The sequence below is a fragment of the Pseudomonas quercus genome (genome assembly GCF_012033695.1).
GTDB lineage: Bacteria > Pseudomonadota > Gammaproteobacteria > Pseudomonadales > Pseudomonadaceae > Aquipseudomonas > Aquipseudomonas quercus.
Genome location: NZ_JAAVJI010000007.1, coordinates 154053 through 179775, shown reverse-complemented (window position 1 = coordinate 179775; position 25723 = coordinate 154053). Strand labels below are relative to the sequence as shown.

The 25723-nt window shown below is 52.0% G+C and carries 23 protein-coding genes, 1 tRNA gene and 2 pseudogenes; 14 read left to right on the top strand and 12 right to left on the bottom strand.

Going from position 1 to position 25723, the window contains the following annotated elements:
- The first annotated feature begins 175 nt into the window (after nt 1-175).
- The 4 genes from HBH25_RS13775 (at nt 176) to HBH25_RS13760 (ending at nt 3921) form a co-directional block, all read left to right on the top strand.
- The gene (locus HBH25_RS13775) at nt 176-601 is read left to right on the top strand and encodes a VOC family protein (protein ID WP_168084482.1); all 426 of its coding nucleotides are present in this window, start codon (nt 176-178) and stop codon (nt 599-601) included.
- 45 nt (nt 602-646) lie between these two features.
- Nucleotides 647-1438: a 5-oxoprolinase subunit PxpB gene (gene pxpB, locus HBH25_RS13770; protein ID WP_168084481.1), complete on the top strand. Its 792-nt coding sequence runs from the start codon at nt 647-649 to the stop codon at nt 1436-1438.
- A complete protein-coding gene (locus tag HBH25_RS13765; RefSeq protein ID WP_168084480.1) occupies nt 1435-2373 on the top strand; it encodes a 5-oxoprolinase subunit C family protein in 939 nt (312 codons plus the stop codon). The genes pxpB and HBH25_RS13765 overlap by 4 nt, the downstream gene beginning before the upstream one ends.
- 306 nt (nt 2374-2679) lie before the next feature.
- Nucleotides 2680-3921 (top strand): MFS transporter, encoded by a 1242-nt coding sequence (locus tag HBH25_RS13760; protein ID WP_229631901.1) that lies wholly within the window; start codon nt 2680-2682, stop codon nt 3919-3921.
- Nucleotides 3922-4313: 392 nt separating this feature from the next.
- On the opposite strand, the gene HBH25_RS13755 is transcribed toward HBH25_RS13760, so the two are convergent.
- The 8 genes from HBH25_RS13755 to HBH25_RS13720 form a co-directional block, all read right to left on the bottom strand.
- Nucleotides 4314-5171 (bottom strand): DMT family transporter, encoded by an 858-nt coding sequence (locus HBH25_RS13755; RefSeq protein ID WP_168084478.1) that lies wholly within the window; start codon nt 5169-5171, stop codon nt 4314-4316.
- Between the two features lie 197 nt (nt 5172-5368).
- Nucleotides 5369-6289 carry a LysR family transcriptional regulator gene (locus HBH25_RS13750; RefSeq protein ID WP_168084477.1) on the bottom strand — a complete coding sequence of 307 codons (921 nt, stop codon included), beginning with the start codon at nt 6287-6289 and terminating at the stop codon, nt 5369-5371.
- A 119-nt stretch (nt 6290-6408) separates the two neighbouring features.
- Complete coding sequence (locus HBH25_RS13745; RefSeq protein ID WP_168084476.1) at nt 6409-7512, bottom strand: cation:proton antiporter; 1104 nt, start codon at nt 7510-7512, stop codon at nt 6409-6411.
- Nucleotides 7513-7535: 23 nt separating this feature from the next.
- A complete protein-coding gene (locus tag HBH25_RS13740; protein ID WP_168084475.1) occupies nt 7536-8765 on the bottom strand; it encodes an ATP-grasp domain-containing protein in 1230 nt (409 codons plus the stop codon).
- A complete protein-coding gene (locus tag HBH25_RS13735; protein ID WP_168084474.1) occupies nt 8762-9631 on the bottom strand; it encodes an iron-containing redox enzyme family protein in 870 nt (289 codons plus the stop codon). Before HBH25_RS13735 ends, HBH25_RS13740 begins: the two co-directional genes overlap by 4 nt.
- Before the next feature lie 2 nt (nt 9632-9633).
- The gene (locus HBH25_RS13730) at nt 9634-10077 is read right to left on the bottom strand and encodes a DUF3291 domain-containing protein (protein ID WP_168084473.1); all 444 of its coding nucleotides are present in this window, start codon (nt 10075-10077) and stop codon (nt 9634-9636) included.
- Nucleotides 10055-10558, bottom strand: coding sequence for a VOC family protein (locus HBH25_RS13725; RefSeq protein ID WP_229631902.1), 504 nt, complete (start codon nt 10556-10558; stop codon nt 10055-10057). Before HBH25_RS13725 ends, HBH25_RS13730 begins: the two co-directional genes overlap by 23 nt.
- Entirely contained in the window at nt 10533-11270 is a 738-nt protein-coding gene (locus tag HBH25_RS13720) for a HalD/BesD family halogenase (protein ID WP_168084472.1), read from the bottom strand. The genes HBH25_RS13725 and HBH25_RS13720 overlap by 26 nt, the downstream gene beginning before the upstream one ends.
- A 199-nt stretch (nt 11271-11469) precedes the next feature.
- Here HBH25_RS13720 and HBH25_RS23350 point away from each other — a divergent pair.
- The 4 genes and pseudogenes from HBH25_RS23350 to HBH25_RS23760 form a co-directional block, all read left to right on the top strand.
- Nucleotides 11470-11822: pseudogene (locus HBH25_RS23350) on the top strand (IS30 family transposase); the annotation flags it as partial.
- 135 nt (nt 11823-11957) lie between these two features.
- Nucleotides 11958-12317 carry an IS66 family insertion sequence element accessory protein TnpB gene (gene tnpB / locus HBH25_RS13715; protein ID WP_229631903.1) on the top strand — a complete coding sequence of 120 codons (360 nt, stop codon included), beginning with the start codon at nt 11958-11960 and terminating at the stop codon, nt 12315-12317.
- Nucleotides 12318-12341: 24 nt separating this feature from the next.
- Nucleotides 12342-13629 (top strand): annotated as a pseudogene (gene tnpC, locus HBH25_RS13710) (IS66 family transposase); the annotation flags it as partial.
- 30 nt (nt 13630-13659) lie between these two features.
- Nucleotides 13660-13845, top strand: a complete 186-nt coding sequence (locus tag HBH25_RS23760; RefSeq protein WP_229631908.1) for a transposase domain-containing protein — start codon at nt 13660-13662, stop codon at nt 13843-13845.
- A gap of 254 nt (nt 13846-14099) precedes the next feature.
- Here the strand turns inward: HBH25_RS23760 and HBH25_RS13705 are convergent, their stop codons facing one another.
- Both HBH25_RS13705 and HBH25_RS13700 read right to left on the bottom strand, forming a co-directional pair.
- Nucleotides 14100-15545 (bottom strand): hypothetical protein, encoded by a 1446-nt coding sequence (locus HBH25_RS13705; protein WP_168084471.1) that lies wholly within the window; start codon nt 15543-15545, stop codon nt 14100-14102.
- Nucleotides 15546-15615: 70 nt separating this feature from the next.
- Entirely contained in the window at nt 15616-16236 is a 621-nt protein-coding gene (locus HBH25_RS13700; protein WP_168084470.1) for a recombinase family protein, read from the bottom strand.
- Between the two features lie 234 nt (nt 16237-16470).
- On the opposite strand from HBH25_RS13700, the gene HBH25_RS13695 reads away from it, so the two are divergent.
- A complete protein-coding gene (locus HBH25_RS13695) occupies nt 16471-18741 on the top strand; it encodes a KAP family P-loop NTPase fold protein (protein ID WP_168084469.1) in 2271 nt (756 codons plus the stop codon).
- A 168-nt stretch (nt 18742-18909) separates the two neighbouring features.
- Here the strand turns inward: HBH25_RS13695 and HBH25_RS13690 are convergent.
- Together HBH25_RS13690 and HBH25_RS13685 are read right to left on the bottom strand one after the other, a co-directional pair.
- Nucleotides 18910-19762 (bottom strand): IS5 family transposase gene (locus HBH25_RS13690; RefSeq protein ID WP_420708475.1). Its coding sequence is split into 2 segments (ribosomal slippage): nt 18910-19407 and nt 19409-19762, totalling 852 coding nucleotides; the frame shifts between segments, so codons are not numbered across the junction.
- A gap of 239 nt (nt 19763-20001) precedes the next feature.
- Nucleotides 20002-20086 (bottom strand) — tRNA-Leu (locus HBH25_RS13685).
- Between the two features lie 113 nt (nt 20087-20199).
- Between HBH25_RS13685 and queA the strand changes: the two genes are divergently transcribed.
- Genes queA through secF form a run of 5 tightly spaced genes read left to right on the top strand, consistent with a single transcriptional unit; the run spans nt 20200 to nt 25616 of the window.
- Complete coding sequence (gene queA, locus HBH25_RS13680) at nt 20200-21264, top strand: tRNA preQ1(34) S-adenosylmethionine ribosyltransferase-isomerase QueA (protein WP_168084468.1); 1065 nt, start codon at nt 20200-20202, stop codon at nt 21262-21264.
- A 14-nt stretch (nt 21265-21278) separates the two neighbouring features.
- Nucleotides 21279-22400, top strand: coding sequence for a tRNA guanosine(34) transglycosylase Tgt (tgt, locus tag HBH25_RS13675; protein ID WP_168084524.1), 1122 nt, complete (start codon nt 21279-21281; stop codon nt 22398-22400).
- A gap of 32 nt (nt 22401-22432) precedes the next feature.
- Nucleotides 22433-22768 carry a preprotein translocase subunit YajC gene (gene yajC, locus HBH25_RS13670; protein ID WP_168084467.1) on the top strand — a complete coding sequence of 112 codons (336 nt, stop codon included), beginning with the start codon at nt 22433-22435 and terminating at the stop codon, nt 22766-22768.
- A gap of 57 nt (nt 22769-22825) precedes the next feature.
- Complete coding sequence (gene secD / locus HBH25_RS13665; RefSeq protein ID WP_168084466.1) at nt 22826-24694, top strand: protein translocase subunit SecD; 1869 nt, start codon at nt 22826-22828, stop codon at nt 24692-24694.
- Nucleotides 24695-24704: 10 nt separating this feature from the next.
- Complete coding sequence (secF, locus tag HBH25_RS13660) at nt 24705-25616, top strand: protein translocase subunit SecF (protein WP_168084465.1); 912 nt, start codon at nt 24705-24707, stop codon at nt 25614-25616.
- Nucleotides 25617-25723 lie beyond the last annotated feature (107 nt).

The following is a 25723-nucleotide window of genomic DNA, read 5'->3' as shown; positions in this document are numbered from 1 at the left end:
CGCGCACACCTTCTGAGCACCTGTGGTGCTTCGGCGGTAAAAGTGGTGCAAAAAAGTGAAAAGACCGCTGACTCAACAAAAATACTGTTGCTCAGCACCTGAAATATCCGTTTTTTATCAAGCAGGCTTTCGGTCAAGAATCATGTCACGCCTAACAACGACCAGGATGACCACCGTGAGCCTTTCTCCTTTTCACCTCGCTATCCCCGTTTATGACCTGGCAGCCGCACGTCACTTCTACGGTACGGTGTTTGGCCTTTCCGAAGGGCGCTCCAGCGCTCAATGGGTGGACTTCGATTTCTACGGCCACCAATTGGTAATCCACGAGCACCCGAAAACCGAATCCCAGGCGTCCGTTCACTCCAACCCAGTAGACGGCCACGATGTGCCCGTGCCGCATTTCGGCATCATCCTCCATTGGAATGAATGGGAAGCCCTGGCAGACCGCCTGCGCGCCCGTGACACCCAGTTCGTGATCGAACCCTATATACGTTTTCAGGGCCAAGTGGGCGAACAGGCCACCATGTTCCTGTTCGACCCTTGTGGGAATGCGTTGGAGTTCAAGGCGTTCAAGGACATGAGCCAGTTGTTCGCCAAGTAACGGTTGGGTTTCAATTGACGCTGCGGCCAACGCATAGGGACCGGTATGTTCGACGTCAATGCCAACGCTACCCAGCGACCTGTGTCGGTTCCAAAGCCTGTTGATCGCAATCACGCCTGGCAGTTCGAGCCATGTGGCGAGTGTTGCGTCATCCTGGTGTTCGACACGGTGTTCTCCATTGAGCGCAACCGCCAGGCAGCGGCAGCCGCCAATGCCTTGCGCCACCTGAAGAGGCAGGGCCTGTTGCCAGGCATTACCGATGTGGTCGCTGCCATGGTGACAGTAGGCGTGCATTACTCACCCATGGCGTTTGCCGCTCAATACCCACATACCTCTCCATTCCAGGCCGTATGTGAGTTGTTAAGTGCTTCACTGAACCAGCCCGTAGCTGGAACAACAGCGCCTGCCAAGCGCGTCGAAATTCCAGTGTGTTACGAAGCTGAGTATGCGCCGGACCTGGAACAGGTGGCAGACGCCTGTTCGCTCTCGGTGAAGCAACTGATAGACGCCCATACGGCGCATTGGCTTGATGTACTGATGATGGGGTTCGCCCCTGGCCACCCCTACATCGGCCTGCACTCTGAAGCGTTGGCAGTACCCCGCCGCTCGGTGCCGCGCACGCAGGTAAGGAAAGGCAGCATTGGGATTGCCAACCAGCAAAGCGTGATCTACCCGGCTGACCTGCCGGGTGGTTGGAACCTGGTGGGGCTTACGCCTTTAAACCTGTTTTCACCGAACGACGATGTACCTTGCCTGCTGAAGGGGGGTGACCAGGTTCGCTTTACCGCAATCAGCCGCCGCGAGTTTGACGTACTGGCGCAAGGAGAAGCCCTGTGACCCTTAAGGTGATCAAGCCGGGCTTGCTATCAGCTTTCCAGGACACCGGGCGCCATGGTTTCCAGCATTGGGGGGTACCGGTGGGGGGTGTAATGGACGAAGCTGCCCATGAACTGTGCAACCTGCTGGTGGGCAACCCACGGACCTTCACTACACTGGAGATGACCCTTCAAGGCCCGACCCTGCATTTCCAAGCCAAGGCACTGGTTGGGCTGGCCGGTGCTGACCTTGGAGCCGTTATCAATGGCGAACCTTTCAAACCCGGAATGTCACGGATCGTACCTGCCGATTCCGTGCTCAGCTTTAGCAAACGGGTCAAAGGCGCCAGGGCGTACCTGGCCGTTGGCGGTGGTTTCCTGTTGCCTGCGGTGATGAACAGCACCAGCACCCATACCCGTGGTGGCTTCGGCGGCCTGCGAGGCCGGACGTTGCAAGCGGGGGACCTTATTCCTATCTGTTCGTCGTTCGCCAACCCGCCACGGCTGGCGGCCTGGCAGGAGCACGGTGTGGAGGAGGGGCTGGAGGCGCCGATCAGGGTGATGGTGGGCAGGGAGTGGCGCTTCTTCAGCGAGCAAGCACGGCGAGCACTTTTAGACAGTCGCTACACCCTGACCCCTGCGTCGGACCGTATGGGTTACCGGCTTGAGGGGGAGGCACTGCCGCTGGCGATGCCATGCGAACTGCTATCGGAAAGCGTGGCCTTCGGCACGGTGCAAGTGCCGCCCAATGGCCAGCCTGTGATCCTGATGGCGGACAGGCAAACCACCGGGGGTTACCCCCGTATTGCCCAGGTGGCCAGCGTAGACCTGCCACGGCTGGCGCAAATGCTGCCGGGCGATACCTTGCGCTTTTCCCTGATCGACTTGCACAGCGCACAGGCGTTGCTTATCAAGCGCGCCCAAGGGCTAAAGGCGATGGACCCCTTCAATGCCTAGGCGTAGCGGGCACTGCAACACCTGTGAGGTAACAACACCGCCCTAGGGCACGGCTTTACAACAAAACCGTAGCCATACAAAACAATAAGAGGCGCTACATGAACAGTTTATTTGCGACGGTTTACCTCTGCCCAGCTTGCCGAACGTTGGGTATTCACACCCTGTGAATGCCTGCCCGATAACGCTATTGGCCATCCGCCAAGAGGGAAGGTAACCATGTCCCCTGTGCTTTCTGAAACCGCTTCCGCCCCCTTCACTACTGTTACGAACCCTGACGCTTCGACCCTGATAGCCAGAAGAGCGGCCATGGCGTCTGCTACGGGCACAGCGGTTGAATATTATGAGTTCAGTATCTACGGCTACATGGCGACCCTGATTGCACCGCTGTTCTTCCCCAGCGGTAACGCTACGGCCGCGCTGCTGGCAACCCTGGCAGTGTTTGGCATCGCTTTCGTGGTGCGCCCTATTGGTGGCGTGCTGCTGGGGCGGTTGGCCGACCGCATCGGCCGTCGCAAGGTGCTGTTGACCACGGTGATTGGCATGGGTACGGCCACCGCCTTGATCGGCGTACTGCCTACCACGGCCCATATCGGCATTGCGGCACCTGTGTTGCTGGTGATGCTCAGGCTCTTCCAGGGGTTTTTCGCCGGGGGCGAGGTGGTAGGCGCCGCAGCCTTTGTGGCCGAGTCCTCGCCAGACGGCCGTCGCGGCTTCTTCGGGGCATTCACGCCGCTGGGGGTTGCAGTGGGCGGCGCGGCAGGGGCGATTGTATGCGGGGTTACCACAGGGCTACTGAGTGCTGAACAGTTGCAGAGCTGGGGGTGGCGCATTCCGTTTTTCCTGTCCATTCCTTTGGTGGTCTTTTCGTTCTACATGCGCCACAACGTGGAAGAAACCCCAGCGTTCAAAGCCTTCCTGGCCAAGGAAAAACCGCCGGTGGCACCGGTCAGGGAAGTGTTCCGCCACAACCTGCCTGCCTTGCTGCGCGTTATCGTGTTCGCCTTTGCGCAAAACGCCGGCTACTTCATTGGCATGGTGTTCATGAACATCTACCTCACCACCTACCTGCATTTCGACAAGGCCAAGGTGTACTGGGTGATTGCGGTGGTGAGCCTGTGCATGGCGGCCATGATGCCGTTCTGGGGTGGGTTATCGGACCGCATCGGCCGCAAGAAAGCCCTTGCCATTGGCTTTGGTGGCTACGTAGTGCTGGTGGTGCCCATGATGATGCTAATGGGCAGCGGCGGCTTCTGGGTCGCCGCCTTCGCCATGTTCGTTGCCACCTTGCCCATGCCCGTGGTGCAGTCAGTGGGCTACCCCACCTATGCCGAGCAATTCCCGACCCGGGTGCGCTACACCGCCATGGCCATCAGTATCAACATAGGGGCGATACTGGGGGGTGGGTTGACGCCCTATGTGGTGACGTCGCTGATTGCCGATACAGGCAACCTGCTGCTGCCCGGTTACTTTATGGGCGGGGCGGCGGTGCTGGCGCTGATAGCGTTGACCACGTTGCGGGAGACGGCGCGGGGTGGGTTGAGGGGGTAATGGAGGCGGTGTGATTAGAAGGGGGTGCCATAATTCAAACAGGCGCGCTTAGCCAAAAATTAACAGCCGATTTATCCTATGTATGTCATATTAAGAGACGTGCGTGAGATAGGGAAACGTGCACGTTCTTTAAAGTTCCAACGAATTGTCGAGCAATTCTTGAACGGGTTTGGCATAGAGTATAGAGATACTGATTTTATCGGATTTACTAATTTATCTCTCAAGGTAGAGCAAGCGGATGGATATTAAATTTATTAATGGCCATATCCTATCCTATGGGGATAGACTCGCAAAAATTATGTATAAATAAGCGCGTTGCGTAATCGCAGAAATTCATTGAAAATCTCAAAATTTTGCGCAAAATAGCTGGCTGAAAACTGAGCTTTTTTTTATCAATGAGTTCCCAGTAACATTACGCCGAATATAGCAAGGAGGCATCCTGAGATTTGAATATTAGACATTTTTTCCTTGAAAATCAAAAAAGCAAGCAAGCATGCTATTGCACTGGAAAGAGTGCTTAGTACAGATACTAAGGATGCCGACCCCAAAGAAAGCCCCCAAGTAAAGAAAAAAAATCCAGCCAGGTTTATTATCCCTGCGCCAGCAAACGGAAGAGTTTGTAAAAGATTCAGATTAGGTCTGTTTGCGCGTATGGAAAATAAGAATATTGCGGCAATAAAAAATCCTAGGATGCTATTTAAAAAAAGCATCTGTCCGGGATGTAATACTTCTAGCACAAATGCGCCTTGAATCCAAAAGCTCATACCCCAAAAAAAGGCTGCGACTATAGCGCAAGTTACTGAAAATCGCTGCGTTCGGAGATTTCTTTGATTTTCGCCACGTGTGCGCGACACTAATAACATACCTAATGTACAAAAAACGATGCCCGTTAATTGAATGCGTGAAAAAGCTGTATTATTAATCCAGTCGAACAAGGTTGTGAAACATCCATAGGTTGATATTAAGGGTGCCACTACTGACAATCTACCGTTCTTGAATGCAATACATAAAAAAATTGAACCGAGTGAGATTAATAAAGAAGCTGTAATTGCAAAATAATAAGTAGCGATGTGTGCCACGCTAAAATGTATGGGCCAAAAAATTAGTGTGAGTGGAATTAATACAGTTAAGGAAACTGCATTAGTAATTAAAATCGACCAAAGGGCGCCAAGTTTTTTTGCATTCATTCCTATTAAAAAGTCAGTTAAGCCCCAAAGTACGGCTGTCATTAAACCTGCAAATATGCTCATGGCTTTCTCTAAGTAATTAAGTAGCAAGCATGAAAAACTAAAATTCCATAAATGTCCAGAGGATAAGTTGGTACGAGAAGGGGTGATTTTTCCTACAAATCCCTCTAGCAAAGTAATTTGAGAGCGGTCGAAGGCAATTAATCACACTTTAGCAATTGTCACCAAATATTTCCTTCAGTAGTAAAAGCTATTTTGGATCAAGCCATTTGATGGGGGTTTAGATGATTAACTGCGTTATATACAATTTCAACGGCTGCCCGGCGGTTTGCAGAATTATAGCGGTCTGCGGGGTAAAGCAGCCAAACGGCCAATGGATGACTATGTGAAAAATTCCATTCGGGCATTACTTCTATCAAGTCAGGAGCAATGCTAGGAATAATAAGTTGTGGTAAGCATGTTATACCCGCTCCCTGCAAGGTCATGGCTGCTGCTGCCGTGACTTCATTTGTGCAACATACAATACTAGGACGTATGTTAAAAATATTTCCTTCGCAAGAAAACTTCCAAATGGGTTGTGATATATCCTCGCCATATTGTATGCATGAATGTTTAATTAAATCATCTGGCGAGGTGGGTTCGCCATTCACACTCACGTATCGCTGAGATGCATAAAGGCCATAATTCAAGTCGAGCCATTTTTTTGCGACCCTGTCCATGGGAGGTTGACTGATAAGTCGAATTTCAATATCAAAATGGTCACTAGGCAGCGGAGCCCTATCTGCGAATTCAATGAAAATTTTTAGTTTCGGCATTTTTTCAAGCGATGTGCATAGGCTCTTATAAATCGGAAGATGTTGCATCAATTTTGGTGCCAAAATACGAATCAGCCCCTGTGGTTCAACTAACAGAGAATCCCTGACTTCGAACAAAGATAAATTAAGACGTAACATCTCTTGGCAGAGTACGAGGACTTGGGCTCCATTTGTGCTGACTCTTAACTTTCTAGTACTGCGATCCAAAATTGTGATGCCTAATATTCTTTCAAGCTTTGCTATTTTCTTGCTGATCACCGAGGGTGATACATTAAGATGTTTAGCTGCCCGAGCAAAACTACCTAAATCTGCAGAGACTACAAATGCCTCTATACAAGAAAGCATATCTGCTGTAGTACATTTCATACAATCCCTCGCAGTTTTATAGCGTATAGCTTCCATAGACTATTTATGACTAAATTTAATATTGGTTGCCAGGATCCTTTGAGTCAATACGCAGCAAAATTTAAATGTTGCATTTTTTTTCATGAAAAATTCTTGTTAGGCGTTATTTTGAGCCTAGATTTTTTATGCCAAGTGCTAATGAATACCACTGAGCAAAGTATTGAAATCACTGTCATAGAAAGTAATATGGCATGAGTGCTAGGCCCAATTAAGCCAGCTTCAACTGCAACCTCAAGCATCACTAGTTCAGTTGTTCCTTTGGTGGAAAGGCAGATTGCGGAAATCTTCGTATGATGTCTCGGACATTGAAGAAGAAAACGCAGTGCCAATATTTTTGATGCTATCCCAAGTGCGTATGCTATGAATCCAATGCCGATAAAATAAGGATCTAGCAACACATTAATTTCTAATTTAAGCCCCAGCATCGCAAAGAGTAAGAAAGCGCATGCATCCACGTACCTGGAAAGTTTACTAATTTTCCAGACGTGCGAGATATGAGGAATCTGAGATAGAACAGCACTCCCTAAAATAACACCAAAAACAAAGTGCATGCCTAAAAAATGCGTGATTAAAGAGAGCAGAAAACAAAAGAGCAAAGCGATAGCGGAAACCAAATTTTCTCTGTGGGAATCAACTTTTGCTTTGCAGAATTTATATAGAATGATCAGTGCTGCAACAGAAATAGAAAATGGGAAAAGGTAAGACCCGTAGTCTAATTTTGAGTCGGTAGATATATATATAGCTAGCCAAGACATGATTAATATGATAATTTCAAATTTTAAAGAAATACTTAGTATGTAATTTACGATTTCATGGCTTTTCTCATTTTCAATGGCTAATAATGTTTTAAGTATAGGGATAGCTACGGTAGAACAGATTAACCCTGAAAAAATTATTTCGCTCAAATTGGTTGACAAAGCGAAACTATTTAACGCGACATAAATTAATAATCCTCCGGCAGAAGCGCATATGCAAATAGAAATTATCAAGCTGACCATTTTAAAAGCTAGCAATTGCTTGGTTTCATGAGGCCAACAGGTTGAGATGAGAACAGGAGTTAATAGCGCTCCAAACAAGTAATTCATGTAATCGCCAGCTATAAATGTCGGATAGTTTAAAAAAATCAATAAGCTATTTATAGTAACGCCAATTAAAAAGCCAAAAACTGGGAATGGAATAGGCACAATGATCCCTTGTTTTTATTAAGTTAGCTGTTGGCGTACTCAATGTGTATTAAAGTGCAAACTATCTTAATATCGTCTTGCAGCTTAAGAGGGTTTTCGGAAAGAAGACTAATCTGCAGAGCTGTGTTCATAAAGTTGCTAGTGCTCTCGGCTATCTTACCTGGTTCTAGGTAGGTCTTATGTGAGTAATAAGATGGTAGGCGCTTGATTTCATTTAGCCCCCGAACAGCTTTGATTTCGGCTGTTTTATAATTAGGTATGAATACCACAGAAAAAAAACTTGTTTGAATTATTTCATCAAAAGACTTTAGTCCTGAATAGATTTTTATGTTCTCTATATAGCAGTCTACATTTGTAGAAGCGCTTATTAGGTTGGGTGTATTCGCTCCAGGCAACCTTCCATTTTGCTCTATGAAGTAAAATTCCCCGCTATCATATTTGAATTCAATGTCGTTGATACCGTAGTTAAATTCTAATGCAGCGTTTACTTGACTGCAGAAGTTTAGGCATTCGAGGGCAAAGTCTGATTTTACTGATATGGAGCTAATTGTTTTATAGATACCTGGGAAAATCTTGTCAGGGTATTTCTCGTACGCCATTAAGCAAAGCAATCGTCTTGGTGCTTCTGCACCTTCGTTAATTAGAGTGGCAGAAAATTCCATACCTAAAGCGTATTTTTCAACAAAAACGACTTCGTCAGAAGATTCAGTAAATTCCAAATTTTCATCTACTGCTTTAACCAGTTCGTCATAGCTATGACATATTTTAACCCCCAGTGCACCGGTGCCTTGGCTTCTTTTTATGACACATGGGTAAACTATTTCTGACGTCAGCGAGCTGTCCTGGGGGGGTAAGTGCTTAGGGATCTCTAGCGAATAGCCTTTATATAATCCCACCTCTCTTAAGGCGGCTATTGCAGAAAACTTATCGAATCTCTTGAGCCATGAGCCGGGATTGTTTCCACAGGTTTTAAAATGTCTTGCCAATTTGTCTGCATATTCAATTCCACAATCACTGCCTGGGATAACTGCGAGGATATTGAAAGAGCTCAATTTTTCAATAACATCATTTATATCATCAGCGAATATGGCCATATCAAAGCTACTAGTGTCGACAAACCTTTTGTATTGCTGGTGTTCAATTGCTCCCGTGTAGATTGCGATGGGTAGGTATCCTGATTCGGATATTTTTAAATTGTATTCATTAGCAGAGCTAATGGGATTGATTATTGCTATAGCATATTTATGATTCATATTAAGGCGAACTCTGATTCTATAGTTTTATAGCAGTCTAGTGCCACATTGAAACGAATTTGAACGCCTAAAGAAAGTTCCTTTATAACATCTTGAGAATAATTCAAATATTCATCCAGCACGTTTTCCAGCCAAGCTTTGCTATGATGTGTATCAATCATTATGTGCGATTCGTGATATGCGATCGCTTTGCTTGGCAGGTTCAATCTTTGCATCGCCATAGTCGTTGCAGCAAAACGTGTGGGCGCGGAACCTTCGATCAGGCCCATTGCCCCTACCAGACGAATATTATACTGTCGGCGTAATGCCCACATTAATAGCATGTTCCCGTTGGAGTAGCATTCGGGCGGTATCGCGGAAGGACTGATTTTGTTTTTCTGGATATAAGGTCTGAGGATATCTGCTGAATCTTTAAACATGCTAGTGTGAACGTCTGAAAAATTTCCTCTTCCCATCTCATCCCAATAATTTGACCCGGCCACCATTTTGCATCTTAGGTTCATTCCAACTTGGACCATTGCCATTAAGTCATCAAAAGAGCCATCTACCATTTCTTCCATGCAGATATAATAAGCTATTTGCTCTATAGAGGCGTCGTTTGCCAAATATTTCAAAAAACCGCATATCTTGGAATTAAGCTCTTTCTCCTTCCTTTGGTACCAATACAAGAAGTCTTTTTTGTTTTCTGGTAGTGGATTAGACAGCGCCCGAAATTCCTCGATTCTGTTCCATCGGCTCTCTAACTCAAAGACGCAATTTGTATTATCTTCAATTTGCTCTCCCTTTTTAATCAGCTTAACTGGGTCGCTTAGCTGCATCCTGTAGCAGGAGGCCAAGCGTTGGTGCTCAACTTGTAAGAGCTTCATATTTAATACCCCGTAATTGGTGGCTCGCAGCTGCGTAAATCAAACGCTAACGCCGACGGGCCATACTCGTATAACATTGTCATTTTATGGTGCGCTTCTTTCACGCAAGGCCGATGATCGTAGGGGATTCTCCAAAGAACATGACGTCGATATTTACTAGGTTTAAACCAAAGCTGCCCTTTTTGCATAAAGTTTGCATGTTCGGTTCGGAAAAGGAATTTTTTTAGCGCTGCTGCGTCTCTCCATACGGATAGTGTGTATAGCCGCCCGCTTCCCCATAGCTTCTCTACAAGTTCTGATTCATCTTCCGTTTGCCTCCATACGAACCCAGATTGACTTTCTGCCAACTTATTAATTCTATCCGCGTTGTGAAAGAATTCCGCCATTCTAAGATCGTCACGCTCATAACGACACTCAACAATATCAAACTGGGCAAGGTATTCCATTTTTTTTCCACCTTAGTACTTCAATGATGTTTCCATCAGGGTCTCTTACGTATGCAAACTCACAAACTCCTACACCTTCTACAGTCTGATTAACTATTTTCCCAAGAAATTTTCCGCCATGAATCGCGACCTCAGCGCATATTTCACTTATACTCTTCACTTCAAATGCGATATGTGCCAATCCAGTGCTATTCGCGTATCCCAAAGGTCTCTCACGATACTTTCGATACTGAAATATTTCTAAAGTAGGCCCTTCTTTGGAGTAACCGGGCAATGCTAAATGAACGCCTTCGATTTCCGCATCTTTTACTCCCGTGCCTAACGATAGACTTTGACCATGCAAATTCCTACATGGACCGAGCACTTTGCAGTCAAAGACTTTTATATAAAAATTGGCTAAACGTAACCAGTTTGAAGAGATGATGTTTGTATGAGCATACTTGATTGGCATTTTTCTAATCTCGGAAAATAAAAGTCTCATGTTCTACTTCTCGGGTTTTGTCTTTTTCACGTTCCCAGGTCGTATTCAAGATCAACCGCTCACAGTCTTTCTGCAGAGGATTTACTCTGTGAAGTGTGGTGTCAGCTTTCAGAAGATATACATCGCCATCTATATGACTATAGGTGTTAATAGGGTTATTTATTAGAAGCTCTTGAACTCGGGGATTTTTTTTGTTCCAATGCGTATGGGGCACACATTCTAGTAGTCCTCCTGCCGATATTTCAGGGGCTTTTACAACCCAGATAATAGTGTAAGGGTAATCACCCCAATGCCATCCGTGTGTATCTCCTTTAAAATGTTGACTATTTATAATATAATTGTCCCATTTCCATGGCGTAGAAATTACAGCGTCACCAGTAATTGCTTCTATAAGCCCCTTTAGATACAACGAATTGTATATTGTAGGGATTAATTCTCCATTTTTCTTTATCAGATCTCGAGGCACATTGGTTAGGTAGCGTGGGGTGTACTCGGTAGACTCAATTAAAAAGTCTCGCCTCTTGCCAAAGTTTTCCAGTAGCCATTTCACCTCGCTTGAAATCACCTTGACGATTACTGGTGATATCATATGCGTTACTCTAAGATACCCATATCTTGCAAACTGGTGCCTTTCCCAGAACATGTCTCTTTCAGTGAAAGGGTTGGTGGCTACTACTCGTTTAACTTCATTTTTTAACTCTGGATTGCACATGTCGACTCCTCGTTTGTGTGAGCCAACTTTACGGTCAATTGCTTCTTAAAAAAAGCACTTGTCGGGAATTTCAATAATTCCCAGTTGGCACGAATTGTTCAACATTGTTCTAGCTCTGCCTCGTCGACATAATTATTTTTCATTGAGGGTGGCGGCAGAAACTCAGTGCAACACCTGGCTAAGCCGGTATGGTGTACATATTTCTTATAAAGAACTCAGCGAAGAGCGCATCATGATCCAGTTTGGCTAGCTTCAGGGGTTAAGCTAGCGGGCCATAGCCCGCATGCTGAATTGCAGTTCATCGAAATTCAGCCGAGGCCCTCGCCGCCATGCCATTGCCGCATCGTCCTATTCGGCCAACCAAGCCCACCAAAGATGCGCCAGCGGCGCATGGGCTGCTGGCTGGCCTGCAAGCTTGAGCCGGGCACTGAACTATTCGACGTGATTGTCTACCTGTTGCTACAGCGCTTTTGTCCCCAACAAATTGCCGCCAAACTTCGACGTATGGAATTCCCAAGGCTTGAAGACGGGATGCCGAGGCGTTCAACCGTTGCCCGTCTGTACACATGAGAGCCGGGCTGCTTGCTGATCAAGCCCTGCTCCTTCAGTAAGCGATCCACCAACCACACCTTCAACTCGTTCACCTAGTCACCGATCCTGATGCTCCCAATTCCATGAGCCCCACCGATGATGCGTCCCGGCCCCAAGACCGAAAAAGTCTTCCTCTACCCGTACCCTGTCGACTTTCGAAAATCCATCAACGGCTTGGTCGCGCTTGTCGAGCTGGAAATCAAGGTCGCCGTGTTCGACCCGGTGATGTTCGTGTTCATCAACCACGCCCGTAACCAGGTCAAGGTGTTGTATTGGGAGCGCAACGGCTTTTGCCTCTGGCTCAAACGCCTCGAAGCCGAGCGGTTCCACATCTGCCCGGACCCGAATGATGAGTCCCTCCAACTGAGCGTCGATGAACTGAACTGGATGCTCGACGGCTTTGATCTCTGGCGCAACAAACCGCACAGGATCTTCACCCCGCGCTGGGTTGCATGACGCCAGGTCGGTATAATCCGGCCGATGAAACTATCCCCCCAATCACTGCCCGACGACCCGGTGTTGCTCAAGCAATTGCTGGTCGAGATGGGTGCCCAACTTGAACGTTTGCAGCAAGACTACGCCTTGCTTCGGCGCAAGCTTTTTTCGCCCTCGTCCGAAAAAATCAGTGATGCGGATTCACCGCAATTGGCGATGTGCAACGAGGCCGAAGAAATCCTGGCGGCCCCTGCCGCCGAGCCGGCCGCCGAAGATGAGGAAGTCGTTGCCCCGGTGAAACGCCGCGGCAAACGCAAGCCCCTGCCAGCCAACCTGCCTCGTATCGATGTGATACACGAGCTGCCCGAGCACGAACTGATCTGCGACTGCGGTTGCCGCAAGCAGGTGATCGGTGAAGAAACCAGCGAGCAGCTGGACATTGTGCCGGCGAAGTTCCAGGTCATCCGCCACATCCGCAAAACCTACGCGTGCAAGGCCTGCGAAGCCGCCCCGGTCACTGCCGACAAGCCCGCGCAACTGATCGAAAAAAGCCTGGCCAGCCCCAGCGTGCTGGCCATGTTGCTCACTACAAAGTACGCCGACGGCTTGCCGCTGTACCGCTTCGAGAACGTACTCAAGCGCCACGGCGTGGAAGTGTCTCGGCAGACCCTAGCGCGCTGGGTCATTCAATGTGCAAAGCAATTTCAACCGCTGCTGAACCTGATGCGTGACAAGTTGCTGGAAAGCCCCGTTATCCATTGCGACGAAACGCGGCTTCAAGTACTTCACGAACCTGGGCGCGACCCCACCGCGCAATCCTGGATGTAGGTGCAGGCCGGAGGGCCGCCCGACACGCCCGTTGTTCTGTTCGACTACGACCCCAGCCGCGCGCAGGCGGTGCCCTTGCGCCTGCTCGAAGGCTACACCGCCTATTTGATGACCGATGACTATGCGGGCTACAACGCCGTGGCGGCATTACCTGCTGGGCTGCTGGGCGCATGCCCGGCGCAAGTTCGTCGAAGCGTAGAACGTGCAGCCCAAAGGTAAAACCGGCCGTGCCGACATGGCGTTGAACCTGATTGGCAAGCTGTATGGCATCGAGCGCGATTGCAAAGGCGTCAGCAAAGAAGAGCGGCTGGCTGCGTGGCAACGTCGCAGCGCACCGATGCTTGAACAACTCAAGCGCTGGCTGGATAAAACCCAGTCCAATACCTTGCCGCAAACCGCGTTGGGCAAGGCAGTGAATTACTTGGCCAGCAACTGGAACCGCCTCGAACAGTATGTAAAAGCAGGCCACTTGCCGCTGGACAACAACCGCGCCGAGAACGCCATCCGCCCGTTCGTAATCGGGCGCAAGAACTGGATGTTCAGCGACACGCCGCAGGGTGCTAGGGCCAGTGCGCAGATCTACAGCTTGATTGAGACCGCCAAAGCGAATGGGTGTGAGCCGTATGCCTGGTTGCGGCATGTGCTGGAACGGTTGATGGAGACGCAAAGGGTTGAGGATTACGAAGCGCTGATGCCATGGAGTTGCCCGGCCGATAGCTGACGGCGGCGAGGCGAAAATCGCTTGGCAAGACGCGGTTCATGGAGTGCTTACTTTTCACGTCATTTGCTCGCGTGCGTGCATAGCGAGACGAACCGCCGTAGGCGGTGCTTTTACTAGAAAATGGGCGGGGAAGGGTAGATTTTTTGGATAGAAAAACAAGGAAAATGATGGTGCCCGAGGGAGACTCGAAAATATGGATATGGCCTAGCGGATACGGTATAGATCTGTTGAAGGTTGGATTCCTACTCACAATCCTACTCAAATTTTTCTGAGGTATCCTCGCCCTCTCTTTCCTGCGGTCGCGGCGGCTGCCATCCGGCGACAGGCCCTACATGGACGGTGATGCCCCAGGCGAATTGGCTTTGTTTGTATGGCGCCCCTCGATAAAGGATAGCTTGGCAGTCCTGGGCAAGCTCCTTGTACAAGCCGTTCTCAGCACCGCAGCTGTACAGGAGGGCCACCTTGATTTTCTCTTTACCGCTTCGCCCTACGACTATGACGTACAGGTCTGAATCGTTCTCCTGGACGCTTACAGCCCAGCCCGCCTCCCTCATAGGGCGTACAAGATCTTTTATACAGTCGTCCATCAAAAGCGCCCTACGCAGCATCGCGCCGTCATCGCTTGGCATCACAGGAACGCGCCTGCCGTGCTGATGGTAGCTTGCCGCTTCGATTTGCTTTATCACCATCTGCGCAGAGCCATGAAGTATGGCTTGCTCCCATAGAAGTCGGCTTTCTTCACTCTGTTCAGGAAAAAACAGCGTGCTTGAGCTATCTTTGCGGTACCAAGCTTCAATCGTTCCGATCGTGGCCAAGGCGACTATCAAGCGCGATAGGCTGGCTTTCTGCCAATCGGCAGAAATGCCGTGAGCAAACAGATGGCGATTCAGGTTCGTTGCCCCGGTATATGCCTCGGTCCTCTGATAGAAACAATTTTGTAGCCATCGCCGAAAGGTCTCGAAAGCGAATACGTGCTCATCCATGCAAAAGAGGTAATCCGTCGTCCTGTATTCGGGGGGCGTCCACATTTCTTCGTAATGAATATCTGCAGCGTACTGTACCGCTCCCTCGATAACTCGATTCACCCGCTCCATAGTCGCCAAGGCATGCGTTTCAGGTGGGAGGATTTTGGATATGGCACCCTCAATTGCGGGGATCAAAGCCGCTATGCTTGCAGCTTTATACCCTGCGTAAAAGGCTAGAAAGGCCTCCCTTGCTAGAGGCTGAACATCCTTTAGGCATTCAGCACTACCCATCACTTGCTCAATGCAGACTGCTTCAAAGGGAAGGGTGTAGATAGTGGAGGTGTGATAGTCAAAGGATTTGATCGCCTCAACGGGCTCAAGACGTTCGGCGTCCTGAAGGATCTGGGTCACATGCTTCCGACTTATCCATAAGGGTGAAAACCACTCCAGTTTTTCCCAAATACCCGAAATTCTGCTGTATTCCTTATGCCGCACGCCCCAATGCTCATGGCAGGCTGCCGGATCTGCTGGGAAGCATCCGCTGCCTTGTGTGGTTTGGATGACAATACAATCAGTTTTACTGAAGGCGCCTACCTCCCGCCGCTGGATGCCTATTACTGACAGTCCTTTGGATGCGGCCCAGTCCGCTACTTCGTCTAACGTTGTGGTGCAAGCGTTAGCATTCTGGTACCGCGCCCACAATCCCTTAAATGCGTAATCGTTGCGTCCTTGCATCTCAATAACCCCGGTGGTAATGCGGTTGTGCTTTGAAGTAGGAGCTGCCCATTCGGCTGTCCCTGGTAATTTATGCTGGCATCACGCTGTCTCGGATTCTGAGCACAGTGGTTGTAGAGCAGGCTGCGTGTCTAGCAGTGGCGCGGATGCCCAGCCCGGCGTTGAGCAGCTCTTTCACCCGTCGGTGGAGGTCAGGGTCTACCGGGCGTCCCTTGTACTTGCCCTCAGCCTTCGCCTTCTCGATGCCCTGAGCCTGGCGCTCGCGGCGCTGCTCGTAGTCCTTGCGTGCGATTGCCGCCATCATTTCGACCAGCATTGAATTGATGGCCGCCAGCATGCGGCCGGTGAACTCATCGCCTTTGGTGTTGATCATGCCCTGGTGGCTGGTTGGCAAATCCAACGCCACAATCCGCAGGCCCTTCGAATCAATGGCGCTCTTGAGCTTCTGCCAGTCCCCCAGGGGCAGCCTAGACAGCCGGTCGATGGATTCAACCAGCAGTGCATCGCCCTTGTGTGCATCTTTCAGTAAGCGTAGCAACTCGGGGCGACCTGGCGCGGCGGCGCTGGCGTTTTCTTGATACACGCTAGCGATGGCTTGGCCGTGCTCGCCGGCAAACTGCTCCAGCGAATCTCTGGCCCGGACAGCGTCTTGCTCATCGGTGGATGCCCTAAGGTACGCGCGGACGAACATCGTGATGCCCCTGTATCAGTAGAGGTGTTGTACTAATAATGTTGCATTTTGGGTGTTCCTTATCAAGCAAAAAGATCGAAAAAGCTTGAATAAAAGCGTATCAGCGAAGGCATACTGATAAATATCAATTCCTACTGAAGGCTGGTAACCGTATGTGACGCCGTAGCGGCTATGGCATTGCATGACACATACTCCCCAAATACGCCCTGAAGACCCAATAGAGGTTGTTCGCAGATGCAAAAAGAGGAACTACGTTTTGCCGACGATCGGCCAATCTCCCTGCCAACTGAGGATTTGCTCAACCGTAGTTCGTTTTCCCGGGCACTGGCCTTGGCGATTGCCTCATGGCGCCAACAGGACAGCTTGGTCATCGGTCTGACAGGTAGCTGGGGAAGTGGTAAAAGCTCTATCAAAAACTTGGCGCTACAACACCTCGCCATTACTTCGGGCGCTGAGGTGGTTGAGTTCAACCCTTGGGAGTGGGCAGGGCAGGATAAATTAATCAGCGTCTTCTTTGATGAGGTCTCGCGAGCTGTTCAGCGCAAGGACAGCAGCAAGGCAGGCAAAGAGTTGGCCAAAACGTTTCGTCGTTACGGTCGACGTCTAAGTGCTGGCGCAAATCTGATAACAGGTACGGCGAAAGTTGTGCCCGCATTGCTAGGTTCTGCATTAGTAGTCAGTGCACTTGGCTCCTTAGCGGATGGGCAGGCGACGCAGGTCGCTTTGTGGGCGTTAAGCGCCGTCGGCTGGCTGGGTGGCATCGCGCCATTTTTGAAAAATGTTGCAGAAAAATTTATCAAGGGAGCAGAAGGAATCGATCAACAGGCCAAAGATGACGAGCTGACGCTCGGTGAGATTCGTCAAGAGTTACAAAAATTGCTCAAAGCTCGGGAAAAACCATTGCTGATCGTATTGGATGATTTGGATCGACTCTCTTCGGAACAGTTAAAAGCAATGTTCCAGTTGGTTAAGGCCAACATGGATTTTGCCAATGTGGTGTTCCTGCTGATATTTCAGCGTGGGTCTGTTGAGCAAGGGCTGCAGCGCGCTGGGTTTGATGATTCCGCCGATTACCTGGAGAAAATTATCCAAGTGCCGTTCAGTGTGCCTGCAATCGCCGGGGCGAGGTTGGAGCAGATACTATTTAACCGTCTTGATGCAATACTGTCGAGTGAGCCTCAGCTACAAAAACGATTCGATCAGGATTACTGGAGCGGTATGTTCAGTCATGGAATGCGGCCGTTTTTTAGCAACCTACGTAGCGTCTATCGTTATGCTTCGACATTGGCATTTCATTGCCGGCTCTTGCGTGGTAGCGACGTGGCCGAGGTCAATCCGGTCGATCTCTTTGCGTTGGAGTGCTTGCGTGTTTTTGCTCCTGCTACTTATGCTTCGCTACCGCCGTATAAAGCTTCTCTTACCGGAAGCCAGGTCTTTGCACGCAATAATGAAACAGAACGCACACGGTTAAAGCAGATTGTCGAAGAGCTAGTTAAACTAGCCCCGATTTCACATCAAGCGGCCACTATTCAGATTATTAAGCAGCTCTTTCCAACGCTGGACTGGGTTTTCAGTAATACTCGCCATGGCGGTGAGACTTATTCCCGGTGGCTTGCGAATTCGCGTGTGTGTTGTGCCGAAGTGTTTGACCGGTATTTTGAGTTGTCACTTCCTACAGATGGAATTCCGAATTCTTTACTTCACCGCTTAGTAAACCAAATTACAAACCACGATGCCTTCTGTAGCGAGCTTGATCCTTATGATGCTGCAACGCAAGGGGACATACTTAGCCGGTTAGAAGGGTTCGTTGAAGATTTTCCATTGAGCCAGTCTTTAGAAGTGGTAAAGACCTTGCTCAGAGTCGGCGAAGTTGTAAGTGGCAGAGGTGCATCCCTAAGTAATTGGTCTCCGGCCATACTGATTTCGCGGCTCTTGCGTCAGTTTTTGCACCGACACCCGCAAGAGGCAACACGAAGTCATCTCCTTTTAGAAGCTTTTACTGAAACCAAAGGTTTGGTAATAGGAGAAGCCCTTCTTGGCGGCGAAGATGCATTGCGGCGTACAGGAGACGTCGGAGATCTGGACGATGCAGGTATGGAGATGTTCAAGCGCGCCTTCATTAAAGCTCTGTTGGACATCGCAAACGCAGACCCGGACGCTTTTCTAAGTCATTGGAACCTGATTAGCTTTGCATATCGATTAAACCGTTACGCAGACGGAGAGGGTAAGCGCTGGATAAATATGCACATCAATACGTCGGAGCGTTTTTTGCTTTTCGCACAGGCCGCGCTCAGCACCGGAAACGCATACTTGGGCAACACCACGTCTCAATTCCATTTTGTCTCTGTAAGAACCATAGAAGACCTAATGGGAATTGACGAGTGCGCGAGGTGGGTTACGCTTACGAATGAAATAGAGCTCCTTCCAACGCAATCGCTGGCTATCGAAAAAATGAAAGAAGCACTGGAGCGGCGGCGCCTCGGGAAAGATTCAGAATATGATTGATTTCTTGATGAGTATTTATCGTAGAACTCATAGTGGTTCTGATTAAAGGATTCTGCTGACTATAGCGCTGTAGGTGATACAGCTACCCAGACCGCAGAGATGGTCATTTTTACAATAGTCATAAACGTCTTCGGTCTTAAGTTACACTCTTAAGGCAGCGGGCTCTAACTAGGCTCTGTACGAAATTAACTGTCGCAAACACCTTAGCGAGCAAGCGAGTGAAACCATCGCTGAAAAGCTTTTGGCCAGCTTGTCGTAGCGTGTACCGATCCGACGATTTTCCTTCAGCCAACCAAACATCCGCTCAATGATGTTGCGCTGAGCATATTTAGGTCTGTCGAACAGTCGAGGCAGTCCAGGGCGGGGCTTACGCTTCATGGTCCTGAGTGGGATCACTGGCTGCATGCGGTAACGGTCGCAGTACTGGCGCAGCGCTTCGCAGTCGTAGCCTTTGTCTGCAAGCAGCCATTTGCAACGTTTGCGGGGGCGACCGCGCTGAGTTGGCACATGAGCGCCATCAAGCAATAGCTGTGCGTAGTTGATGTCACTGGCATTGCCACTTGAGAGCACAAAGCGCAACGGTATGCCGTTGGCATCGCAGAGCATGTGGATCTTGGTGGTCAATCCACCCCGGCTACGACCGAGCGCATGATCCTGCGGTTCTTCAGGCCCCCTTTTTCCCGGCGCCGCTGGCGGCTCGGGTGGCGCGTACTGCTGTGGAATCAATCATCCACGTCTGCACATCAATCAGCCCCTGTTCGTTGAGCCGCACATGCAGGCGTTTGAGTACCTGGCCAAAGGTGCCTGAATTTCGCCAGTCACGAAAACGTTGATAGACCGTCGACCAAGGACCAAAACGCTCGGGCATATCCCGCCAAGCAGCGCCCGAACAGAGCACCCAGAGGATGGCGTTGAGCATCAGGCGATCGTCACCCCGAGGTCGCCGGCTGTATCGCGGCGCAGAGAAAAGGTCTTCGATCAACCCCCAGGATTCGTCTGCAAGTTCGTAGCGTTTCGCCATCAGAGAAGCTCCCCTTTGATGGACGTGAACTCTACTGATTATGGGCGTAGGTGCTAGTTGAAATGGTATCGATCAATTTCGTACAGCGCCTAGGACCGAACTCGGCCTACTCACGAATCTACTCACATATTTTCGGGCTTACAAGGGAATGTATGGGAACGCTGGGCACAAAAAAACCGGCTAAAGTGCCGGTTTCCTTGAATGTCTGGGCCTTTTTGGGAAGGTCCGATAAGTATGTTTGGTGCCCCGAGGGAGACTCGAACTCCCACTCCTTTCGAAAACGGATTTTGAATCCGCCGCGTCTACCAATTCCGCCATCAGGGCTTGCTGGGCGCGAAGTATAGAGAGGGTGCGACCGTTGGTCAATCAGCTTTCATGGTCAAATTTGCAGTTTTCCGCTAAGCTTCCCGGCCCTGCGGATCCCCCTGTGCAAAATAATGCGTGTCGCTGACTTTTCCTTTGACCTTCCCGACGCCCTGATCGCTCGCCATCCTCTGGCCGAGCGCCGTGGCAGCCGCTTGCTGGTGCTCGATGGCCCTACAGGCGAGCTGGCTCACCGCCAATTTGCAAACCTGCTGGACTACTTGCGCCCCGGCGACCTGATGGTGTTCAACAACACGCGGGTGATCCCGGCGCGGTTGTTTGGCCAGAAGGCCAGCGGCGGCAAAGTGGAGATGCTGGTGGAGCGTGTGACCGGCACCCATCAGGTACTGGCCCACGTACGCGCCAGCAAGGCACCGAAGCCGGGTACCACGCTATTGATAGAGGGTGGTGGCCAGGCACAGATGGTCGCGCGGTACGATACCTTGTTCGAGCTGCATTTCGACCAACCGGTATTGCCCTTGCTGGAGCAAGTGGGCCACATGCCGTTGCCGCCTTATATAGACCGGCCGGATGAAAGCGCCGACCGGGAGCGGTATCAGACCGTGTACGCACAGCATGCCGGCGCGGTAGCCGCGCCCACGGCCGGGCTGCATTTTGACGAGCCCCTGCTTGAGGCCATTCGCGCCAAGGGTGTGGCCACAGCCTTCGTGACCTTGCATGTAGGCGCGGGCACGTTCCAGCCAGTGCGGGTCGAGCGGCTTGAAGACCACCAGATGCATAAAGAGTGGTTGGAAGTGAGCGCCGAGGTGGTCGAAGCCGTGAAAGCGTGCAAGGCCAGGGGAGGGCGGGTAATCGCCGTAGGCACTACCAGTGTGCGTTCCCTGGAAAGCGCTGCCCGTGATGGCGAGCTCAAGCCGTTCAGTGGCGACACCGATATTTTCCTGTTCCCGGGCCGGCCGTTCCATGTGGTCGATGCCCTGGTCACCAATTTCCATTTGCCGGAATCCACTTTGCTGATGCTGGTTTCCGCTTTCGCTGGCTACCCCCAGACCATGGCAGCCTACGCAGCGGCCATTGCCGGGGAATACCGCTTCTTCAGTTACGGTGATGCCATGTTCATCACCCGCAATCCGGCGCCGGAAGGGCCTGCGGGCAGCGCCGTCGAGGACCACCCATGAGTCGCACCTGCCGTATGTCGTTCGAACTGCTAGCCACCGACGGCAAGGCCCGTCGCGGCCGCCTCACCTTCCCCCGTGGCGTGGTGGAAACCCCGGCGTTCATGCCGGTGGGCACCTATGGCACGGTAAAAGGCATGCTGCCCCGTGACATCGAGGCCACAGGTGCGCAGATGATCCTGGGCAATACCTTCCACCTGTGGCTGCGCCCAGGCACTGAAGTGATCAAGGGCCATGGCGACCTGCATGACTTCATGCAGTGGAAAGGCCCCATCCTCACCGATTCGGGCGGTTTTCAGGTGTTCAGCCTGGGCGCCATGCGCAAGATCAAGGAAGAAGGCGTGACCTTCGCCTCGCCAGTGGACGGTTCCAAGGTGTTCATGGGGCCGGAAGAGTCCATGCAGGTACAGCGGGACCTGGGCTCGGATGTGGTGATGATCTTCGACGAATGCACCCCGTACCCAGCCACCCATGATGTGGCGCGTACGTCCATGGAGCTGTCCTTGCGCTGGGCGCAGCGCTCCAAGGTGGCCCACGGCGACAACACCGCCGCGCTGTTCGGTATTGTGCAGGGTGGCATGCATCAGGACCTGCGCATGCGCTCCCTCGAAGGCCTGGAGAACATCGGCTTCGACGGCCTGGCCATCGGCGGGCTATCGGTGGGTGAACCCAAGGACGAAATGATCAAGGTGCTGGACTACCTGCCAGCGCAGTTGCCCGCAGACAAACCTCGTTACCTTATGGGGGTTGGCAAACCTGAAGACCTTGTTGAAGGTGTGCGCCGAGGCGTCGACATGTTCGACTGCGTGATGCCCACCCGCAACGCGCGCAATGGGCACCTGTTTGTTGAAACCGGCGTGATCAAGATCCGCAACGCGGTTCACCGCCATGATGAGTCGTCGCTGGACCCAACCTGCGACTGCTATGCCTGCCAGAACTTCTCCCGCGCCTATCTGCATCACTTGGACAAGTGCGGCGAAATGCTGAGCAGCATGCTCAATACCATCCATAACTTGCGCCATTATCAGCGCCTGATGGCTGGTTTGCGCGAGGCTATTCAACAGGGTAAATTGGCCGCCTTTGTCGACGCCTTCTATGCACGGCGCGGGCTTCCCGTGCCGCCTCTGGACCCACTTTAATAATTGACGAAACACGTCGAATGGAGCGCTGAATGAGCTTTCTGATCCCCGCCGCCTATGCGGATGCAGCTGCGCCGGCTGCCGGCCCGGCCGGTACCGGTTTCGAATGGATTTTCCTGGTTGGCTTCCTGGTCATCTTCTACTTCATGATCTGGCGCCCACAGGCCAAGCGTGCCAAGGAGCAGAAAAACCTGCTCGGTGGCCTGCAGAAGGGTGATGAAGTGGTGACCTCCGGCGGTATCGCCGGGAAAATCACCAAGGTCAGCGACGACTTCGTGGTACTGGAAGTGTCGGACACCGTTGAACTGAAATTCCAGAAGGGTGCCATTGCGGCCACTCTGCCCAAGGGCACGCTCAAAGCGATCTGATCAAGACATCTACTTGGCGGGGCGCGCAACGTGCCCCGCGTTTGAACGGGCGGCGTGATGCTGAACAAATACCCTCTGTGGAAATACATTCTGATCGTGGCGGTACTTGCGATCGGCTTTATTTATTCCGCACCCAACCTTTACCCGGATGACCCGGCGATCCAGCTGTCCGGTGCCAGCACCGCACTGCAGGTAGGCCAGGCCGACCTGGAAAAGGCCAGCAAAGCCTTGAGCGATGCCGGCATTACCGTCAAGGCCGCGACCTTGGCCGACAATGGCAAGGGCGGCTTGCTACGCCTCACCCGCCAGGAAGATCAGTTGCCGGCCAAGGACATTGTCCGCAAAGCGCTGGGCGATGATTACGTAGTGGCGGTGAACCTGGCGCGTACCACCCCTCAGTGGTTGCGCAACCTGGGCGCCAGCCCGATGAAGCTTGGCCTGGACCTGTCCGGTGGTGTGCACTTCCTGCTGGAAGTGGACATGGACAAAGCCCTCGACGCTCGCATGAAAGTGTATGAAGGCGAGGTCAAGACCCTGCTGCGCAAAGAGAAAGTGCGGTACCGCAGCCTGCCTCAGCAGGACGGCGGCATCATGCTGGGCTTCTCTGACGACGCTACCCGCGACCAGGCCCGTGACTTGATCCGCAAGAATTTCACCGACTTTGACCTTGCGCCCACCGAGCGTGGCGAACTGGCCGTGCTGCGCCTGTCGCTGACCCAGGCCAAGGTGTCGGAAATCCGCGACTACGCCATCAAGCAGAACCTCACCACCGTGCGCAACCGCGTGAACGAGCTGGGTGTGGCCGAGCCGCTGGTGCAGCGCCAGGGCGCCAACCGCATCGTGGTAGAGCTGCCAGGTGTGCAGGATACCGCCGAGGCCAAACGTATTCTCGGCAAAACCGCGAACCTGGAATTCCGCCTGGCCGCAGGCCCCGATGACAGCCGCGCTACCACCGAGCAATTCGAGTTCCGCGAAGGTAACCGTGCGCCAGCCGCCGTGGAGCGCGGCCTGATCATCACCGGTGACCAGGTTACCGATGCCCAGGCCAGCTACGACGAGCATGGTCGCCCACAGGTCAACATTCGCCTGGACGGCCATGGCGGCGACCTGATGAACCGTGCGACCCGCAGCAACGTGGGTCGCGGCATGGCTGTAATCTTCATTGAGCAGAAGCCCACGACCAAATACGTGAAGCAGACGGTCAACGGTGTGGAACAGGAAGTTGCGGTTCCTACGTTTACGGAAGAGAAGAAAATCATCAGCCTGGCGACCATCCAGTCGCCGCTGGGTAGCCAGTTCCGTATCACCGGGCTGGACGGGCAGGGCGAATCGTCCGAGCTGGCCCTGCTGCTGCGTGCCGGCGGCCTGGCTGCACCGATGTACTTCGCCGAAGAGCGCACCATCGGCCCAAGCCTGGGTGCAGACAACATCACCAAGGGTATTCACGCCGCACTGTGGGGCATGCTCTTCGTGTCGCTGTTCATCATGGCCATCTACCGCTTCTTCGGCCTGATCGCGACCGTGGCTCTGGCCTTCAACATGGTCCTGCTGCTGGCCTTGATGTCGTTGCTGGGCGCTACGCTCACCTTGCCGGGTATCGCCGGTATCGTGCTCACCATGGGCATGGCGGTGGACGCCAACGTGCTGATCTTCTCCCGTATCCGGGAAGAGATCGCCGCCGGCATGAGCGTGCAGCGGGCCATCAACGAAGGCTTCAACCGGGCCTATACCGCGATCGTGGACGCCAACCTGACCAGCCTGCTGGTGGGCGCGATCCTGTTCGCCATGGGTACTGGGCCGGTGAAAGGCTTTGCGGTCACCATGTCCCTCGGGATCTTTACTTCGATGTTCACTGCCATCATGGTAACCCGCGCGATGATCAACCTGATCTACGGCGGCCGTGACGTCAAGAAGCTGTGGATTTGAGGCCACTGCCATGAAAAAGACCATCAACTTTATGGGCGTTCGCAATCTTGCGTTCGCCATTACGCTGCTGCTGACCCTGCTGGCGTTGTTCAGCTGGTTCTACAAAGGCCTGAACTTTGGCCTGGACTTCACCGGCGGTACGCTCATCGAGCTGACCTATGAGAAGCCCGTAGAACTGGGTAGCCTGCGTCAAGAGCTGTCCGGCGCCGGTTACCACGAAGCGGTCGTGCAAAGCTTTGGTGCGGCGACCGACGTATTGGTGCGTATGCCAGGCGAAGACCCGAAGCTGGGTACCGAAGTGGCCGACGCCCTGCGCAAGGTAAGCGGAGATAACCCGGCTACCGTGAAACGCGTGGAGTTCGTAGGCCCGCAGGTAGGTGAAGAGCTGCGCGACCAGGGTGGCCTAGGCATGCTGCTGGCGCTGGGGGGCGTACTGCTTTACCTGGCCTTCCGTTTCCAGTGGAAGTTCGCGGTGGGGGCGATCGTGTCGCTGGTACACGACGTTGTGGTCACGCTGGGCATTCTGTCGTTCTTCCAGGTCACGTTCGACCTCACAGTGCTGGCAGCCGTACTGGCGATTATCGGCTATTCGCTCAACGACACCATCGTAGTATTCGACCGTGTGCGTGAGAACTTCCGCGTGATGCGCAAGGCCTCGCTGATCGAAAACATCAACGTGTCCACCACGCAAACCCTGCTGCGTACCATTGCCACCTCGGTATCGACGCTGCTGGCCATTGGCGCGTTGCTGCTGTTCGGGGGCGACAACCTGTTCGGCTTCTCGCTGGCGCTGTTCATCGGTGTGCTGGCAGGTACTTACTCCTCTATCTACATCGCGAACGTGGTGCTGATCTGGCTGAACCTGACCAGCGACGACCTGATTCCGCCGGCTACCAAAGAGGCGGTTGACGACCGTCCTTGAGCTATCCGGCAGCCTGTAGGCTGTGCTAAGTCCTTGAAAAACGGCGAAAGGTTGAACCTTCGCCGTTTTTTTTGCTCCAAGGCTTGGCAAAGCGCGAGGCCCTAACT

Bases quoted from the DNA above. Each gene is read 5' to 3' on its own strand.
- yajC (WP_168084467.1), top strand. From the start codon at position 22,433: ATGAGCTTTCTGATCCCCGCCGCCTATGCGGATGCAGCTGCGCCGGCT.
- tnpB (WP_229631903.1), top strand. From the start codon at position 11,958: ATGATGCGTCCCGGCCCCAAGACCGAAAAAGTCTTCCTCTACCCGTAC.
- HBH25_RS13750 (WP_168084477.1), bottom strand. From the start codon at position 6,289: ATGAAATGTACTACAGCAGATATGCTTTCTTGTATAGAGGCATTTGTA.
- HBH25_RS23760 (WP_229631908.1), top strand. From the start codon at position 13,660: ATGTTCAGCGACACGCCGCAGGGTGCTAGGGCCAGTGCGCAGATCTAC.
- pxpB (WP_168084481.1), top strand. From the start codon at position 647: ATGTTCGACGTCAATGCCAACGCTACCCAGCGACCTGTGTCGGTTCCA.
- HBH25_RS13755 (WP_168084478.1), bottom strand. From the start codon at position 5,171: ATGAGCATATTTGCAGGTTTAATGACAGCCGTACTTTGGGGCTTAACT.
- HBH25_RS13760 (WP_229631901.1), top strand. From the start codon at position 2,680: ATGGCGTCTGCTACGGGCACAGCGGTTGAATATTATGAGTTCAGTATC.
- tgt (WP_168084524.1), top strand. From the start codon at position 21,279: ATGTCGTTCGAACTGCTAGCCACCGACGGCAAGGCCCGTCGCGGCCGC.
- HBH25_RS13700 (WP_168084470.1), bottom strand. From the start codon at position 16,236: ATGTTCGTCCGCGCGTACCTTAGGGCATCCACCGATGAGCAAGACGCT.
- HBH25_RS13720 (WP_168084472.1), bottom strand. From the start codon at position 11,270: ATGTGCAATCCAGAGTTAAAAAATGAAGTTAAACGAGTAGTAGCCACC.
- HBH25_RS13730 (WP_168084473.1), bottom strand. From the start codon at position 10,077: ATGGAATACCTTGCCCAGTTTGATATTGTTGAGTGTCGTTATGAGCGT.
- HBH25_RS13735 (WP_168084474.1), bottom strand. From the start codon at position 9,631: ATGAAGCTCTTACAAGTTGAGCACCAACGCTTGGCCTCCTGCTACAGG.
- HBH25_RS13740 (WP_168084475.1), bottom strand. From the start codon at position 8,765: ATGAATCATAAATATGCTATAGCAATAATCAATCCCATTAGCTCTGCT.
- secD (WP_168084466.1), top strand. From the start codon at position 22,826: ATGCTGAACAAATACCCTCTGTGGAAATACATTCTGATCGTGGCGGTA.
- queA (WP_168084468.1), top strand. From the start codon at position 20,200: ATGCGTGTCGCTGACTTTTCCTTTGACCTTCCCGACGCCCTGATCGCT.
- HBH25_RS13695 (WP_168084469.1), top strand. From the start codon at position 16,471: ATGCAAAAAGAGGAACTACGTTTTGCCGACGATCGGCCAATCTCCCTG.
- HBH25_RS13725 (WP_229631902.1), bottom strand. From the start codon at position 10,558: ATGAGACTTTTATTTTCCGAGATTAGAAAAATGCCAATCAAGTATGCT.
- HBH25_RS13705 (WP_168084471.1), bottom strand. From the start codon at position 15,545: ATGCAAGGACGCAACGATTACGCATTTAAGGGATTGTGGGCGCGGTAC.
- secF (WP_168084465.1), top strand. From the start codon at position 24,705: ATGAAAAAGACCATCAACTTTATGGGCGTTCGCAATCTTGCGTTCGCC.